This window comes from Pseudobdellovibrionaceae bacterium, assembly GCA_019637875.1.
Classification (GTDB): domain Bacteria; phylum Bdellovibrionota; class Bdellovibrionia; order Bdellovibrionales; family Bdellovibrionaceae; genus JAHBUW01.
The window spans coordinates 17,782-34,118 of record JAHBUW010000002.1; the positions used below are offsets into that span (position 1 = coordinate 17,782).

The following is a 16,337-nucleotide window of genomic DNA, read 5'->3' on the forward strand; positions in this document are numbered from 1 at the left end:
CCGTCTCGGCTCAACGTTTGCTCTTAGCTTTCTTCGCTCGGATCTGGGGAGATCTTGAGGGGGCTCAAGTGAAGCAACGTGGGGTCAGCATCCTTGGCTTAGCGGCCTGTTCTTTATTCTTTCAAAACTGCGGTCGGTCGTTCGAGTTCATCGATCCGGTGGCGAAATCCGAACTCCTTACCCAACGCTCGGTCTTTCAGGGGAAAGCGACCTACATCTATCTTCATAAAGCACCCAAGCTTCGCGCGCTCGAAGACCGCAATGATCTCGATACCGAAGGCGAAATCCCCGTCACCGGCCCGAACGGCGAAGGCGTGATCATCATCACCGAGCCCGGCGTTTTCGGACCGGGTTCCGGAGTCATTCCGGTAGGAGCCGGCAGCGCCATGGGTGAGGTCTCGGTGGTGGATGGGGTCGCACGCGGCCCCAACTGGTATGTGCCCCCGCCCGTGGTGACGATCACCACCACTCCCGGCCCAACGAACGGCGGCGGCGAGGCCAACATCGCGGCGCTCTTCGGTGCTTTCATGGGCATGATCGGCGCGATGGGAAATGCACCTTCCGGAAATACCGTCACGAACTATCAATCCTACGCGCCCACGAACAATTCGGGCGGCGGCGGCGTGAACTGCGCGGCGAATGATACCCACTGCCAGGAGTTCGGAATTCCCATGTGCGCGGATCGCAACAACGTTGAATCCGATCCGAACTATTGGGCGGGCAAATGCCACTCGCCGCTTTTGATCGCGTTCAACGAGGATCACGACGAGTTCCGCAGCTTCGAGCTCACGAACCCCGTGACCGATGGTCGCTGGTTCGACATCGCGGGCGCGCGCGCAAAACCCGCGCCGCACACGAAGTTGAAGATCAGCTGGCTCAAGAAAAAATCCTATCTGTTCATCACGCTGCCGAACGCCGCGGGCGAGGTGAAAGGCGTCGACGAACTCTTCGGCAACAATACGCGCGGTCCCGATGGCCGGTTCGCGCCGAACGGCTACGAAGCGCTCCGCAAATTCGACGAAAACGGCGATGGCTACATCTCGGCGAAAGATTCCATCTTCCCTCGATTACGTCTGTGGAACGACGAAAACGCCGACGCCATCGCGACCCCGGACGAGCTCCTACCGCTCGCCGACCGCCAAGTCGAAGTCATCGACCTGCACTACAACGCCCGCTACATCGAAGCCGATCGCTACGGCAATCTGACGGCCCTGAAAAGCGCGATCCGCACCTCGGACGGCCGCCTCCATCTGCTCTTCGACCTCTGGTTCCGGGTCCCGTAGGGTACCACGTACCGCGTGCGGTACGTGGTACCTTCTGGAAGGTACCTGCTACCTTCCGGAAAGTACGTGGTACCCTTCCTGCAGTTCCGGGGCACGGACGTTGAGAGATCGAACGGAGCGCGGGTGGCGCACCGGTATGGGAAATTCTTCCCCGATTGTCGACGTCCGTAACAGGGAGTCGCTATGGGTTGGGGTTCTTGGGGTGCGCTCGGGTTCGGGCTGGTTTTGAGTGGATCCGCACATGGGATCATCATGGGCCAGATCGTGAATCCGCAAGACCGGATCGCGCGTTCGACCGTGATGCTGCTGCATACGGGATTCATGGAGACCGGACGCGGGCTCTGCTCGGGCACGTTGGTCGCGCAGGATCTGGTCATGACCGCCGCTCACTGCGTGGTGAATCTCGAGAACGGCGAGCCCTATCCCGCCTCGCGCTTCCGCATCTACTTCGGAAACTTCCACCGCGCCGAAGACGGTACCCACGACTGGATGGAGTCGCGCGCCCGTGACGTGCGCCAAGTGATCCCGCACGAGGGTTACAAAATTCCCTATGGCGGAGGCGATCTTCACGATATCGCGCTCGTGCGTTTGAAGGACGAGGCCCCCTCGGACTTCGAACCGGCGACACTGCTGACGGACCTGTCGGTCTTGGGCGAAAAGCAACCGGTCACCATCGCGGGCTTCGGCAACATCAAATACTACGGAGATCCCTCCGAGCCGCGCTCACGTTTGCTGCGTTCGTTCAAAACCTTCGTGCACAGCGCGCGCGATGAAAAGACCGGCATGGTGACGTTCGTTCGCCCGACCACGATCCGCACCAATGACGAGTACCGTCTGGCCGTGGGCGGCATGGCCGGCGGAGATTCGGGCGGACCGGGCTTTGTCGAAGTCGGCAACGAGCTTCTCGTCTTCGGGGTGGCTTCGGGCTACCGCGACGATTTCGCCTCGTATGAAAACGTCCCGACGCATCTGGAGTGGCTGCGTGAAACCGCGCGCCGCCTTCAGAGTTGCCTTGCTCCGCAATCGGGCGCACATTGCGCTCCATGAGCAAACCCAAGATTTCGGTCCTCGTCGGTAGCCTTCGCAAAGAATCCATCGCCCGCAAGATCGCGCTCAAAGTCATCGAGCTCAATCGCGACGCGGGCGATTTCGAAATCCTGAACATCGGCGATCTGCCGCTCTACAATGAAGATCTCGAAACCGAAAAGAAAGAGCCCAACTCGTGGCTCGAGTTCCGCGCGGCGCTGAAGAAAAGCGACGGCGTTTTGTTCGTCACCCCCGAGTACAACCGCAGCCTGCCGGGCTGCTTGAAAAACGCGATCGACGTGGGCTCGCGGCCCAAGGGCGACAACGCCTGGGCGAACCTGCCGGTCGCGGCCATCAGCCACAGCCAGGGCTCGATGGGCGGCCTCGCTTCCCACTTGCAGCTGAAAGCGCTGCTCCCTACCCTGAACACCTTCTTGATGCCGCAACCCGAGATGTACCTGGCAAATTCCGGCAAGCTGATGGACGAAAAAGGCGATTTCGCGGACCCGAAAAGCCTCGCGCTCGTCCAGAAGTTCTCGGAGTCGATGCTGAAGTGGTTTGAGCGCTTCCGTAAATAGAGCCCGGAACTTGCACTCCACCGCGCCATGCGGAATCAAATGCGACTGGTCTTGCTGATCGTGCTTTTCTTCGTGAACCCTTTGCGGGCGGCGGAGCCCGTTAAAATCTCGGCGCGAAATCCCGAGGTCCTCGCCAGCTACGCCGAGGCCGCGGAAATGCGTACTCAGCTCAAGTCGCTTTCCCCCAAGCTCCAACGGGTCTGCGGCGATCTGCTCGAAACCCAGCTCCGCATGCACAATGAGACCGACAACTGGAAGATGTACTCGCTGTATGAGGTCTTCGAGCGCGAGGCCCTGATGACCGGCCCCCTTCAGCGCGTCCCCACGATCACCGAGCTCGCGGGCGCCATTCCGAAGTACACCGCCTACCGCCCCATGAAGACCAAACAAGTTCCCATCCCCGCGCTTTTGAAAAACGGCTCGATCCTGATCGCCGACAAAGGCGTCGCCTGCGGACCGGACCCTCTCGCCCTGACGAAGGGCGCCTACTTCATGAAATGCGGCGCCTATTTGATCGGGAGCGGCCTGATGAAGACCCAGGCGCTCGCGGTGAAATCCTGTAAGGGCATTCGTGTCCTTGTGAACGCCGATCTTGAATAAAGGACCTGTCTAAGATTTTGACAGCGACTCCCGCGCCATGTCCCCGGGCGGGCGGATTCCATACTTCCTCCACTTTTTCACCGATAAATCCCGCTGATTGCGTGCATCAACTTGGCACGCCCGCTGCACTAAGAGGTGTTGGACTCAATATTTTTAGGAGGCACCCATGGTGCGGTATTGGAAATCAGAAAACCCCGTGTGGCATTACGTTCAGATCGGACTCGTGATTTCGTTCTTCGCCGTCGTGCTGTCTTCGGGACTCGCGGCCTGCGGTAAGAAATCGAGCGATGGCGATACGAACCTCAACGTGGGATCACTCACGAGCGACGGTTACGCGGTGAGCTCGAACACCACTTTGAGCGGTTATCCCGTGAGCCTGACGATCTCGAACATCCAGCCCACCGGCACCGGTCATATCAATAACCAATGTTACTGGAACGGGTATCAGCAAGTCTGTAATCAACAGGCCAACTGCTATAATCAGTACGGTCAGTACATCTGCGGTGGCAACATCGGCGGATACAGCTCTCTGATCTTCACCGTCCAGATCAACGGTCAGTCGCAGCAACTGAGCGCCGCGATGAATACCAACGGTGGTTACACTCAACGGAGCAGTGCCCAAGTCGGTGGTTTCCAGGTTCTGTACCAAGCCGCTTGCTACACGACGGACTGCGCGGATGTCGCACTGGAAGTCGTCATCGGCGGTACTCACGACTACCGTCAAATCGGAATTCGTCGCAGCAACTCGCAGGGCAAGATCGTGAAACTCGGCGAATGGCAGCTCACTTGGAACACGCTCTCGAGCCGCTCCATCCAACAAATGATGACGGAACTGCAATAAGTCAGGGCTTCATCGCAAAACAAAAAAACCCGAACCGGCTGCGGTTCGGGTTTTTGTTTTTAAGAGCTTAGCTCGGATTGACCTGGAAATTTCCCGGCGTCGAGGGCGCCCCGGCGGGATCGGCGGGGATCATCCCCTTCTGGCGCTCGAGATCGTCGACCATCTCGATCATGATCAGATACGAGATCGGCATCGTGACGAGCAGACCAATCATCAGGCACAGCGCGCCCGCGATGTTCAGCAGCACGATGAAGCTCATCATTCCGCACACGCGCCACCAGTTGCCCGTGACGAGATCGTACGACGCCTTCACCGCCGCCACGCCGTCCAGATCGCGCTTCACCTGCACGACGGTCGTCAGCGACAACATCACCCAGAGCCAGATCCCCGGAATGATCAAAAAGATGAAACCCATGACGATCGCGATCATCACGATCAGCGCCGCCAAAATGACGTGGATCAGGCGATTCATATTCTGGAACGCCCACAGGAAATCCGCGAACTCGAACTGCTGACCGCGACGCAAACGCATCAGGCACGCGATGTAACCGACGCCGATCAAAGCATTGATCGCCCAGCCCAGAAACGGGAGCGAACCCGTGGCCATCACCCCGATGAGCATCACCAGGCTGAGGCCCGCGACAAGCGCGATTTGCCCTTTGATGCTGTTCCAACCCCGATCGAAAAGCTGACCCAACGTGAGTGGAGAAGCGGCCGGACTGACGGCGTTCATGGTCGACATCGAAGAACTCCTTGAGAAGGTGATCCCACGCGTTTAACCGCTTGCGACGCGTGAATCAAGAACCACGGAGATTCACCGCAAGTCTTTGAAATCGGTGAAGACTCGGTAAACCTGAGGTTTCACGCCTCGCCCCACCAAGACCGAAGCCCAAGACTTGCGAAAATGCTTTTGACTTACACAGAATTTACACTGTACGTTCAGTGTAAGTCGCGACGGGCATTTCCCCGCGACCGATGATGGAAAGGACGCGTTGGAATGAAGAAGCCCCTCCCCCCGCTGACGGAAAAAGAAAAAGGCGTCCTGGCCATGATCGAAGCGAGCCTCGCCGACAACGGCATCTCGCCCTCCTACCAAGAGATCCGCGATCATTTCGGATTCGCCTCGTTCAACTCGGTTCAGAATTATCTGAAGCAGCTGACGAACAAAGGCTACATCCAGATTCCGTCGCACCAGAAGCGCGCGATCGTGGTGCTTCACTCAGCGAACGCGGTTCAAGAAAGCATCCGCACGCAGCGCGCACAGTCCGCGCCCGCGCCGCGCGAACGCAATGAACCGCGCTCGGTCGAAGCCTGTGAGCTGCCGCTTCTCGGCAAAGTCGCCGCCGGTCTTCCGATCGAGGCGATGACGGACAACGAATTTATCGATGTGCCGCTCTCGCTTGTACGCAATCCGCAGAAAACCTTCGCCCTGCAGGTCTCCGGTCAGTCGATGATCGAAGACGGCATCTTCGACGGGGACTTGATCCTCGTGCAGAAGCAGACCACCGCCTCCAATGGCGAAATCGTGGTCGCCACCGTCGACGGCGAATCGACGGTCAAACGTTTCTACTTCCAGAACAGTCCCGGCCGCTCGGAAAAGCAGGTTGAACTGCGACCCGCCAACTCCACCATGAAAACGATGTGGTACGCACCTCATCTCGTCAAAATTCAAGGCGTAGTCGTCGGACTCATCCGGAAGTTTTAGAGACTGCCCTCAAAAGCCAGCTGACTGCGTTGCCGCGTCGTCGACGTGCGCGGACGGCGAGTCCTTTCGGTACGCCTTCCTCCTTGCGCCTTGCATCTGGCTTTTGAGGTCAGTCTCTAGCAATGAAAGTCACATAAAAAAATTTGGGTCTCATGAAGAGGCCTCACCCACGCGGGTGTGATGCGGTCGACACGAGTTCTCGGACTCGTGAAGGCCGACTTGCGTTCGCCAAACCCGATCACCAAGGAGGGAGTCATGAATGAAGGTCTTGTGGAAAAACCGGTGGATGTTGTGGACACACTTTCAAAACGATCCGTTCCCGCGAAAGACGCGCGCATGGCGGAACTGCGGGAAGAGCTCGGCGATCTTCTCCGCGGGGTCGATCAGCTGCAGCCTCCGGACGGTCTTTCGACCGGGGTGGAGGTCTTCGACGATTTCCTTCTCTGGCGCGGGATTCCGAAAGGCGATCTCAGTCTTTTTCTGGGGCGACCGGGGACGGGGGCCACCAGCTTGTGGCTCAAGACGGCGCAGAAAATCCACGCGCAAAAGAAGTGGGTCGCGTGGGTGAACTCGGATTGGGATCTTTTGCCGAACTCGCCGCTGGCGCGGGAGCTGCGACTCGACCGACTGCTCGTCGTGAAAAAGCCGAAAGAGAATCAACAATTGTTCTGGATCCTGCAGGAGCTCATTTCGAGCTCGCTCTTTGAAATGGTGGGTTGCCATTTACCCGAAGCGCTTCTGCGCAACCACCAACTGCAAAAACTCAAAAAACTCGCGCGCGTGCATCACGTCGCGCTGGTGCTCGTCTCGCACGCGAAGAACTGGTCCGTGAATCCCATCTTCGGCTTGGTGATCGAGTGCGGCCGCGAGTACTTCACGGTCCGTCGCGCGCTCCACCGTCCGACGCCGTTTACGGTCAGCGGCGGCATGGTTCATTCGGACCTCTTGGGGCAACTGCGCGCCGTACTCGGGGCACCACTAAAATCGGCACCGCCCCGAGCCCTAGCCCCCGTCTAAGTCAACCCCTCCGGCACGGTCGCTGGAGTTCAAAAAGGCGCGTTCCTGAACGCGCTTGAAGCCAAGGATGATTTTATGAACAAGGTGAGAACATGCGAACGCTCTGTCTTGATATATCCCCGGTCGAACAAGCCTGCGCGGCGGAAGCCTTTTTGGTCCTCTCGCCTCGTGTTCAGTTTCGTCTTCCTCATTTTATTTTTGTTGATCTTGAGTCAACCGCTGGGCTCCTGGGTGGAGAAGATCGGGCTCTGAACCGCGCGCTGGAAATCGCCCTTGCTTTGGGAGCGAGGGCCCCGCGAGCGGCGATCGCTGATCACCCCGCCCTCGCGCAAGTGCTCGCGGTGGGTGGACGGGATTCCATTTCCCCTCCCGGCGAAGACGCCGCAACGCTCAAGCGTCTGCCCCTCCCCGTCTTGACCGAGTACGAAGGCCTGAAACCCTGGCCCCAGCGCCGCCGCATCGAACACATCGTCGAGTTCTTCGAGTCCCTGGGACTGCGGCAGATCGACGGGATCTGGGACCTGACTTTATCGTCGTTCCGCGAACGCTGGGGCGAAACCGGCGTCCTCTTGTGGAAGCGCCTGCACGGACAGGACGGCCAGGTGCTGTCGCCGCTCCTGCCGACGGAAGGTTTTCAAGCCTACGCCTATTTCGACGATTCCGTGGGACTGCTGCACTTGCTGCGCACACGCTTAGATGAGCTGCTGAGTTTTCTTTTTCTGCGCCTGGAAGGCCAGGGGCGTTTCGCGCGCCGGCTGGAGCTGATCCTGCACTGCGAGTATTCGAACGCGCGGCACTCGATCGTTATCGAGCCCGTCTCGCCGAATCGCGATCTGAAACTGTTCCAAGATCTGCTCTTCGCGAAGGTTGAAGGGGTCGACCTGCTGAACCCCATCCGGGAATGCGAACTTCTGCTCGAGGACGTTCCCGAAAAAGTCGAACAGATGGATTTCTTCGAACCGCGCGACACCAGCGAAGACCGCTGGCAAAGACTCATCAGCTTCGCGCAGCAGTCGCAGATCGAAGTCGGTTTTCTGGAGCTCGTCCCGCAGCATTTCCCCGAGAACAGCTACCACCTGAAGCCCGATTGGCCGCGCGTGCTCGAAGCCCGCGATCACATCGAACGCGACGAAGCCGCGATCCAGGTGAAATCCGTTTACGCCAAGGCGCTGCTGAATACCCCGCGCCCGACCCTTCTGCTCGATTCGCCGAAAGAACTGACGAAGGGCGAACTGCGCCGCTTTCGTAAGCTGAGCTTTTTCCCGACCGAACGCCTCGAAGCCTCGTGGTGGTCGCGGCTGCGCGACGCCCTGAAGAGCGAGGGGCAAAAGGCCGCCGATCGCGATTACTATTTCGCGGTCTCCGACGCGGGCGAGCTCGTGTGGATTTACCAAGATCACCAATCGAAGAGCTACTTCCTGCATGGCTACTTCGACTGACGGGGCCGTGGCCCCTTTGAGTCCGACCGCCTCCGGCGCGATCGCCCACCGTGAAGGAACACTTGCGCCGGTCGCGCGGCCCGTGCGCTTCATCGAGCTCATGGCCCGTTCGAACTTCTCGTTCCTGCAGGGCGCCTCGCATCCCAATGAAATGGTCGAGCAGGCGATCCGCGAGGATTACGAAGGGATCGCGCTGTGCGACCTGAACGGCCTTTACGGCGTCGTGCGCGGCCACCATACCGCGTCCGAGCCGTCGCTGTTCGTCGCCTCGGTTTCGCCGAAAGAAAGCTTCCGGTATTTGGTCGCTTCGGAGCTCACGCTCGTGGACGGCACCTCGATCGCGTTCATGCCGATGACGTTCGAAGGCTACTCGAATCTGTGCCTGCTTTTGACGATCGGCAAACGCAATGTCGCGAAGTACTTCTCCGAAATCACCCTCGAGCAGGTCGAAGCCCACGCGGCGGGACTGCTCGCCTTTCCGCTGCCCCCCTTCAACGTCGAACGCTTCGAGCATTTGCGCCGCATCTTCGGGGATCGTCTTTATTTGCCGGTGTGGCGGGATCTGACCTGGGAGTCGCTCGAGTTCGGCCGGCAGGCGTTCGAGCTCGAGCGCACGCACGAGGCGCAACTTTTCGTGACCCAACGCCCGTTCATGCATACGCCCGAACGCAAACGCCTTTTCGACGTCCTGACCTGCATCCATCACCACACGACGATCGGAGAGGCCGAGCAGACGCTCATCCAGAACTCCGAGCGTTATCTGCGCCCCCTCGCCGACCTCGCCGTCCTTTGGCGGGATCGTCCGGACCTGCTCGAAGAAAGCGTCGAGATCGCCAAACGCGTCGACTTCAAACTCACGGACATCAAATACCAGTACCCGCACTCGAAAATCCCCGCCGGGATGACCGCGACGACCTATATGCGCCACCTGGTCGAAGAGGGCGCCCGGCGCCGCTTTCCGAAAGGAGTCACGCCCGAAGTGCGGCATCAGATCGATCACGAACTCGAGATCATTCGCGACCTCGCTTACGAGGACTACTTCCTGACCGTGTACGAGATCTGCGAGTTCGCGCGCGAGAAAGGCATTTTATACCAGGGCCGCGGCAGCGCCGCGAACTCGGTCGCCTGCTTCTGCCTGGGTTTGACCGCCGTGCATCCCGAAAAGGTGGGACTGCTTTTCGAGCGCTTCATCTCGCGCGAGCGCCAGGAGCCCCCCGACATCGACATCGACTTCGAGCACGAACGCCGCGAAGAGGTGATCCAGCACATTTACCGCACTTACGGCTCCGAACACGCGGCGATGGTCTGCACCGTCATCCGGTTCAAATCCCGCCTCGCGATCCGCGAGGTCGCGAAGGTCCTCGGCATTCCGCTCTCCACCGTCAACGCCATGGTGAAGTTCATGGGCCGGGACGGCATGCGCCGCCTGGTCGCGGACGAAAGCCTCCACGAGAAATTCAAAATCGAGAAATGGCGCTGGCTCGCGATGCTGCAGCTAACCCAAGAGATCAAAGGTTTCCCCCGCCACCTCGGCATCCACACGGGCGGCTTCTTGATCACGCAAGAGCCGATCACGCGCATCGTGCCCGTCGAGAAAGCGACGATGGACGGTCGTTACGTCATCCAGTGGAACAAGGACGACATCAACGACATGAAGCTCATGAAAATCGACGTTCTGGGGCTCGGTATGCTCTCGGCGCTGCGCCGTTGTCTGGAGCTTTTGCGGACGCACAAAAATTTCCGCGGCGATCTTGCCGAGCTGCCGTCCGAAGATCCCGCGACCTACGACATGATCTGCAAGGCCGACACCGTGGGCGTCTTCCAGATTGAGTCGCGGGCGCAGATGCAGACGCTCCCACGGCTGCAACCCCGCAATTTCTACGACCTCGTGATCGAGATCGCGCTCGTGCGGCCCGGCCCGCTTCAGGGCGGCATGGTGCACCCCTACCTGCGGCGCCGCAAAGGCCTCGAAAAACCGACCTACGCCGTGAAAGAGCTCGAACCCGTGCTCCGGCGCACTCTCGGCGTCCCGATCTTCCAGGAGCAGGTCATGCAGATCGCGGTCGCCGCCGCGGGCTTCACCCCGGGCGAGTCGGACGAACTGCGCCGGATCATGTCGCGGGCCTGGCGCCAGGAAGGAACGATGGAGGGCGTGCGCGGCCGTCTGTTCCGCGGTATGGCCGAAAAAAACATTCCGCAGTCCATGGCCGAGCAAATCTACCAAACCATCGAAGGCTTCGCGAACTACGGCTTTCCCGAAAGCCACTCGGCGAGCTTCGCGCTGCTCGCCTACGCGAGCTGCTACATCAAGTGCCACCATCCGGACGTCTTCACCTGCGCGCTTCTGAACTCGCAGCCGATGGGCTTTTATCCGCCGCGCGTTTTGATCCGCGAAGCGCAAAAAAGCGGCGTGAAGTTCCTGCCCCTCGACATCCAAACGTCGGACGTCGAGTACCGACTGCTGTCGCGACCGCGAGAGGCCGAGGGCTACCGCGCGCCCGAACGCCCCCCGCGCCTTGATCACCTCGACGACATCCGGGTGGGCTTCATCGGCCTGTCCGCTTTTCCCCGCGAGTGGATGGAAAAGATCGTGAGTGAGCGGCACGCACGCGGACACTACCTGTCGCTCGAAGATTTCGTGCGCCGGCTGGAAATGCCGCGCCCCCTACTGGCGAAACTCGCGCGGGCGGGCGCCTTCCAATGCTGGGGGCTCGAACCCCGCCGTCTTTTGTGGCAGATCGAAAGCCTGTCGCTGGATCCGCAGAGTTTTCTGTGGGGCCAGGCGAAGGAAAATCCCGACGACCGCGAAACCGAATTGCCCTTCGAGTCCAATTGGGACCGCATGGCGCGCGAATACGAAAGCTCGGGCTATTCGCTGGACACGCATCCGCTCGGCATCTTGCGCGCCGGAATCAATGCCCGCAGCGAACAGCTGCGCGCCCGTCGGCTCATCCCGTTTTCGGATTCACGCGACCTCGAGCGTGACCGCAGCGGTTTGAAGGTGCGGGTCGCCGGCATGATCGGCGTGACCCAGCGCCCGCCCACCGCGAAGGGGATGTGCTTCATCACGCTCGAAGACGAATTCGGCTTCATGAATATCGTGATCCCGCCCGACGTCTACCAAAGGGACCGGCACACGGTCTACTCGAACGGTTTTCTGGAGGTCCAAGGCCGACTCGAAAAAACCGGCGACGGCCTCGTCAACCTGCGCGCCGAGCGGGTGTTCCTGTTGCGGATCGAGACCACAACCCCCGAGCTCGATCACAGCTCACGACATTGGTAAGGCATGGTGGTGAGCATTGAAAAAGTCACCCTTTCCGTGTTGCAAAAATCTATTTCCGGAGAATGAAGAAGCCCTCTCTTTTCGGTTGGGTGGGACCTCCGCAGCGCCCGGACGGCGTAAGACTCTGCGGTGAGGCCAGGAGGGCCGTGTCCCAGCCAAGCGAAAAGAGAGGGCTTGTTCATTCACGCCGAGATCGAGTTGCAACACGGAAAGGGTGCAGCTCTGAGCTGTCGAACCCACCGACACCCCTGAAAAGAAATCCCGGCCTCCCCGCCCGGCCCCGCGCCGTTTCGTTCCCGCAGCCGTAAAAGCCGGTCCCGTCCTTGCTTTGTTCCGGCGCAGCTATGGGGAGTACAACAATGAAAGCATCGCTTTTCGCGGTCGGATTGCTGTTGGCGTCAGGGGTGGCGCACGGACAAGCACTGACCAAAGAGGAATATGAGGCTTTCCACCTGAAACGCGTCGCCGCGGTGAACTGCGCGACGCAATCGGGTGGACGCATCATCTTGAAATCGTCCGATCAGGGACGCCGCTACAACCTGCTCTTCGCCCGCAAGGCGCACGAGCAGCCGCGGATGATCGTGCGGGGCGCGCGTTGCGAGGACTTCGGTCCCCGCAACTGGGGCCTGCACTGCATGAATGACGAGAAGAAGACGCTCTTCCACTTGTCGGTCACCGGTTACTATCTGCAAAAGCCCGACGGTCGTAGCTACGACCACAACATGGCTTTCAGTATCAACCGGAGTCAGATTCCGAAAAAGGACGGGATGGACAAAAAACATATCTCGTACTTGGAAGTCGCCTACAGCTCGAAATGTTTGGTTCAACGTTACTAGGACGGAAGTCCTTCCGACATCGAGCGAAAGCCGAATGAGAAAAGCGCCGCGAGGCGCTTTTTTTATTTTACGGAGTCGGCAGGAGCGCCGTCGGAATCGAGATCTCTTCCCCCGTCAGCAGCACGTTCTGCGTGCGGGACATCGGATCCTGAGCGCGCAGGACCACGATCGAGTAACCGCCCTTCGCCAACCGGTGCAGCAGCTCCGGTAAGATCTCGGCGGTCCGGCGATGAATATCGTGCAGCAAAATGATCCCGCGCTGATCTTTATCGAGCTGAGCCATCATCCGGTCCAGCACCGCTTCGTTCGAATGCGAGAAGCGCCAGTCTTCGGAATCCACGTTCCAGAAAAACTCGCCCATACCGTGCGCTTTCAGGAAAGCGCCCAGGCCTTTCGTCTTCGCCCCGAAGGGGAACCGCACGAAAGGCTCCACTTGGCCGACGAGATCGAAAAGCAATTGGTGGGTCTTCTGCAGTTCGAACAAGGCTTCGCGCTCGCTGACCCAATTCTTGCGGCAGTCTTCGCCTTTACACTCTTCCAGCGGTCCCATGTAGGGATGCGAATAGCTATGGTTCGCGATCACGTGACCTTCGCGCGCGAGTTCTTGCGTAACCCACGGATTGCGTTTCGCCGCTTGTCCCAAGGTGAAGAAGATTCCTTTGGTCTGCGCCGACTTCAAAGTCGCCGCGATCAGCGAGGTCATCAGCGGGTGCGGACCGTCGTCGAAGGTCAGGATCACCTGCTTCGGCTGGACGTCGCCACGAATCGCGACGTAGCCCTTCGAAACGTCACGCAGCTGCTCTTCGGTCTTCAGCGCGGGCATTTTTCCGCCATCGACTTCGGCGTAAACGTTCTTCATGATTTCAGTCATGCTGTCGGGATTCTGCAGATCCAACGCAAGGACGTCGTTGATCCGCCCGTAATTCAGGACGGCGAAACCCTGCGCCTTCATGCGCGCGCGGTTCGCGGCGTGGATACGCTCCAAACGACGCAAAAGCTGATCGCGACATTGGCCGATCACGGTCTTATTCGAGGCCGAACGGATTTCGTTTTCAAATAAGAAGAGCTTCGCGTCCTCTTCGTACTTTTTCAGGGTCGCGCAAACTTCGTTCGGCGTGATCTGATCATCGGGATTCGTGGTCATCTGTCCGCGCAGGTCGGCGAAGATTTTCGTCGGGTTCGCGGGCGAATTGATCCACTCCGCTTCGTTGAGCGCTTGAGCGTTCGCCTCGGGCGTGAGCTCAATTCGCTCTTTGAAGCTGGGCGCGGGCGAGCAGGCCGCGACCGTCATCAGGAAGGCGGGGGCCAATACGGCGGCGGTAATCCAGGTCGACAAACGTCTCATTCCCGATGGGAAATCCAAACTCCGTGCCTCGGTCCCCTCCCGTCCAAAGGGCTCCGGGAAGAAAAAACCTGTCTAAGAACGAGACAGGGGACGTTTTTGAGGTATGGGAACGAATAAGGAAGAGTTCGCCCCGTCTCAGCTTGAGAAGACCCGCCAAGTCTGATCAGTCAGTTTTCCCCCTAGGCCTAGAGATACTGAATGTGTCGCAAGTCGTATGAATGCCAGCCCGGGAACGATGGACCGGAACCCCGAACTGGCTCAAGGGAGGATGCTCACATGAAACTCAAAATTTTCCAGATCGTGCTTCTGGTTCTGACGCTGATCGCGGGCAACGCCCACGCGAAACGCAACAACAAACTGCCGAAACAACTGGGACAAGAGCGCGTCGACGCCCGTCAAGCCCGCCAGGCGAAACGTATCGACAACGGTTTGAGCGCGGGACGCCTGACGCAAAAAGAGTACGACCGCCTGAAGAAAACCCAAGAGCGCATCGCCAAGAAAGAACAAGCGTTCCTGGAAGACGGCAAACTCTCGAAAAAAGAAGCCAAAAAGCTCGAGAAAATGCAGAAGCGCGCTTCGAAGAAAATCTACGCGCAAAAGCACGATAAACAACGCAATCGCATGAAGCGCCAAGCGGACCGCATCGCCGAAGGCGTCAAGAACGGCGAGCTGACCGAAGCGGAACAAAAGCAACTCGAAGCCTCGCGTAAAGCCATCCAAGAGTTCCGCAAAGAAGCGAAGGCCGACGGCAAACTGACCGCTTTCGAACGCAAGACCCTGCGCTCGATGAAAGACAACGCCTCGTCGGAAATCTACAAGCTGAAGCACAACAACCGCGCCCCCGCATCGCTGCAAGAAGACACGCAAGTAGCGTCGGTCGACACCCAGAACACGGGAACGCCCGTGCAGTCGACGCCCGAAATCGGCGGCGTGCAGTAATTTCGATGGACCGGGTCAGTCGGCCCGGTTCTCTACGAATAGAAAATGATCCCGGTCATTGTACTTGCGCATGAAATAGTAGCGCGCCGACGCATCCTTCAGCTTGCGGGCCACTTCACGGACACCGATGGGGCCCAAGCATTCCAAGTCCAGGCGCGCTTCGCGATCGCAAGTCTCCGAGACCGGCTCACCACGGTGAAAACCAATCCAGCTGACGCTCATGTAGGGCCGGCCCAGCGTCACGATCTTCTCGGCAATGAAAGGGTTCGGTCGCATCTCGTTGGCCCCGTCACGGGGAAGCAAAAGCCAACAAGGGGCCGCGCACGCCGCGAGCTCTTCGCGGGACCGCGCGCCCGCGCTTTCCAGAATCGTCACGGGTTTCCCCAACAACTTCTCGCCCTCCACGCGCATGGCCGACAGTAAGGCGCGCGTTTCGTCGGACTGGGGCTCCAAACCCAAGAGCACATAGTGCGAGCTTGAGAAATCCGGATACAAACGCAGGACCACATCGTGTCCCGCGTTCGCTAAATCCGGCGCAAGCACGCTGGGCTTGATGATGGGCGCGCTCCGCAAAACGACGCCGGACACGACCAGATAGATCATGCAGCCCGTGATGATGACGAGCGCGAGCCCCAGCAGCCAACCGATTTTCTTCATGTGGGCCTCGGAATCGGGACGAAGTGCTTTTCCACGAGTTCACGCGCGGTCGCGGCGACGTGATGGCGATCCTCTTCACTTTGGACGTGGATCTCTTCGTGAAAGCTGATCTCGACATCGATGGTCTTCAGACAGAACAGGCCCCAGATCGCGGGCAAAAAACTCATATCGCCGTACCAGCAGACCGAGTCGCGCCATTTATCCGACATGGGTTCGCCGTTCACCCGGCGGTAGTTGATGACCATGACCTTGATCGGAATGCCCGTGCCGGCGGCGGAGATCAGCAGCGACTTTTTGAAGGGCAGAAGCTTTTCCCCGTCGCCCGACGTTCCTTCCGGATAAAGCACGACGTCGAAGCCCTGCTTGAGCGCATCGCGAATCTCGCCCATTTCACCGACGATCTTCGTGCGGCTGCGGCGCTCGACGAACAAACATCCGCCCATCTCGCACAAAGTTCCCAAGAAAGGCGTCTCGCGCATTTCCACCGACGTGATGAACAGGCAGCGCTTCACCGACGACAGCGCCAGAATATCCATGAAGCCCAAGTGATTGCCGACCAAAAGAAAGTTCTGTCCCTTGGGGGGCAGTCCCTTCGCTTCGACCTTCACGCCCATCATCTGGCACGCACCCCGCGTGTAACGCGAAACCGTGCGCGCGTGAAAACCCCGACGCGCCACCTGTCCGCGAATGAATAAGCGGCCGACGTAGGACTCGATCAGGTAGCTCAGTACGTAGACAATGAAGATGCTGAAGCGGACGGCGCCGCGCAGACGATCAGTCAAACCCAT

General features: G+C 59.4%; 15 protein-coding genes. 11 read left to right on the plus strand and 4 right to left on the minus strand.

What is annotated here, in order from left to right; translation table 11 throughout:
- Nucleotides 1-68 precede the first annotated feature (68 nt).
- The 5 genes from KF767_02805 to KF767_02825 all read left to right on the plus strand — a co-directional run bounded on the left by KF767_02805 (nucleotide 69) and on the right by KF767_02825 (nucleotide 4,328).
- Nucleotides 69-1,283, plus strand: a complete 1,215-nt coding sequence (locus tag KF767_02805) for a hypothetical protein (GenBank protein ID MBX3016794.1) — start codon at nucleotides 69-71, stop codon at nucleotides 1,281-1,283.
- Between the two features lie 252 nt (nucleotides 1,284-1,535).
- Nucleotides 1,536-2,330: a trypsin-like serine protease gene (locus tag KF767_02810; protein ID MBX3016795.1), complete on the plus strand. Its 795-nt coding sequence runs from the start codon at nucleotides 1,536-1,538 to the stop codon at nucleotides 2,328-2,330.
- Nucleotides 2,327-2,887 carry an NAD(P)H-dependent oxidoreductase gene (locus tag KF767_02815; protein ID MBX3016796.1) on the plus strand — a complete coding sequence of 187 codons (561 nt, stop codon included), beginning with the start codon at nucleotides 2,327-2,329 and terminating at the stop codon, nucleotides 2,885-2,887. Before KF767_02810 ends, KF767_02815 begins: the two co-directional genes overlap by 4 nt.
- Before the next feature lie 27 nt (nucleotides 2,888-2,914).
- Nucleotides 2,915-3,487, plus strand: a complete 573-nt coding sequence (locus tag KF767_02820; protein MBX3016797.1) for a hypothetical protein — start codon at nucleotides 2,915-2,917, stop codon at nucleotides 3,485-3,487.
- A gap of 166 nt (nucleotides 3,488-3,653) precedes the next feature.
- A complete protein-coding gene (locus KF767_02825) occupies nucleotides 3,654-4,328 on the plus strand; it encodes a hypothetical protein (GenBank protein ID MBX3016798.1) in 675 nt (224 codons plus the stop codon).
- Nucleotides 4,329-4,395: 67 nt separating this feature from the next.
- On the opposite strand, the gene KF767_02830 is transcribed toward KF767_02825, so the two are convergent.
- Nucleotides 4,396-5,070 carry a hypothetical protein gene (locus KF767_02830; protein ID MBX3016799.1) on the minus strand — a complete coding sequence of 225 codons (675 nt, stop codon included), beginning with the start codon at nucleotides 5,068-5,070 and terminating at the stop codon, nucleotides 4,396-4,398.
- Nucleotides 5,071-5,325: 255 nt separating this feature from the next.
- Between KF767_02830 and lexA the strand changes: the two genes are divergently transcribed.
- The 5 genes from lexA (at nucleotide 5,326) to KF767_02855 (ending at nucleotide 12,608) form a co-directional block, all read left to right on the plus strand.
- Nucleotides 5,326-6,033, plus strand: a complete 708-nt coding sequence (gene lexA / locus KF767_02835) for a transcriptional repressor LexA (protein MBX3016800.1) — start codon at nucleotides 5,326-5,328, stop codon at nucleotides 6,031-6,033.
- A gap of 336 nt (nucleotides 6,034-6,369) precedes the next feature.
- Nucleotides 6,370-7,050, plus strand: a complete 681-nt coding sequence (locus tag KF767_02840) for a recA protein (protein MBX3016801.1) — start codon at nucleotides 6,370-6,372, stop codon at nucleotides 7,048-7,050.
- A gap of 152 nt (nucleotides 7,051-7,202) precedes the next feature.
- Nucleotides 7,203-8,489 carry a hypothetical protein gene (locus KF767_02845; protein MBX3016802.1) on the plus strand — a complete coding sequence of 429 codons (1,287 nt, stop codon included), beginning with the start codon at nucleotides 7,203-7,205 and terminating at the stop codon, nucleotides 8,487-8,489.
- On the plus strand, nucleotides 8,473-11,772 hold the full coding sequence (locus KF767_02850) for an error-prone DNA polymerase (protein MBX3016803.1): 3,300 nt from the start codon (nucleotides 8,473-8,475) through the stop codon (nucleotides 11,770-11,772). The genes KF767_02845 and KF767_02850 overlap by 17 nt, the downstream gene beginning before the upstream one ends.
- 359 nt (nucleotides 11,773-12,131) lie before the next feature.
- Entirely contained in the window at nucleotides 12,132-12,608 is a 477-nt protein-coding gene (locus tag KF767_02855; GenBank protein MBX3016804.1) for a hypothetical protein, read from the plus strand.
- 67 nt (nucleotides 12,609-12,675) lie between these two features.
- Here the strand turns inward: KF767_02855 and KF767_02860 are convergent, their stop codons facing one another.
- On the minus strand, nucleotides 12,676-13,953 hold the full coding sequence (locus KF767_02860) for a polysaccharide deacetylase family protein (protein MBX3016805.1): 1,278 nt from the start codon (nucleotides 13,951-13,953) through the stop codon (nucleotides 12,676-12,678).
- Between the two features lie 276 nt (nucleotides 13,954-14,229).
- On the opposite strand from KF767_02860, the gene KF767_02865 reads away from it, so the two are divergent.
- A complete protein-coding gene (locus tag KF767_02865) occupies nucleotides 14,230-14,892 on the plus strand; it encodes a hypothetical protein (protein ID MBX3016806.1) in 663 nt (220 codons plus the stop codon).
- A 15-nt stretch (nucleotides 14,893-14,907) separates the two neighbouring features.
- Here KF767_02865 and KF767_02870 read toward each other — a convergent pair whose 3' ends face one another.
- Complete coding sequence (locus KF767_02870; protein MBX3016807.1) at nucleotides 14,908-15,549, minus strand: hypothetical protein; 642 nt, start codon at nucleotides 15,547-15,549, stop codon at nucleotides 14,908-14,910.
- The gene (locus KF767_02875) at nucleotides 15,546-16,337 is read right to left on the minus strand and encodes a 1-acyl-sn-glycerol-3-phosphate acyltransferase (protein MBX3016808.1); all 792 of its coding nucleotides are present in this window, start codon (nucleotides 16,335-16,337) and stop codon (nucleotides 15,546-15,548) included. Before KF767_02875 ends, KF767_02870 begins: the two co-directional genes overlap by 4 nt.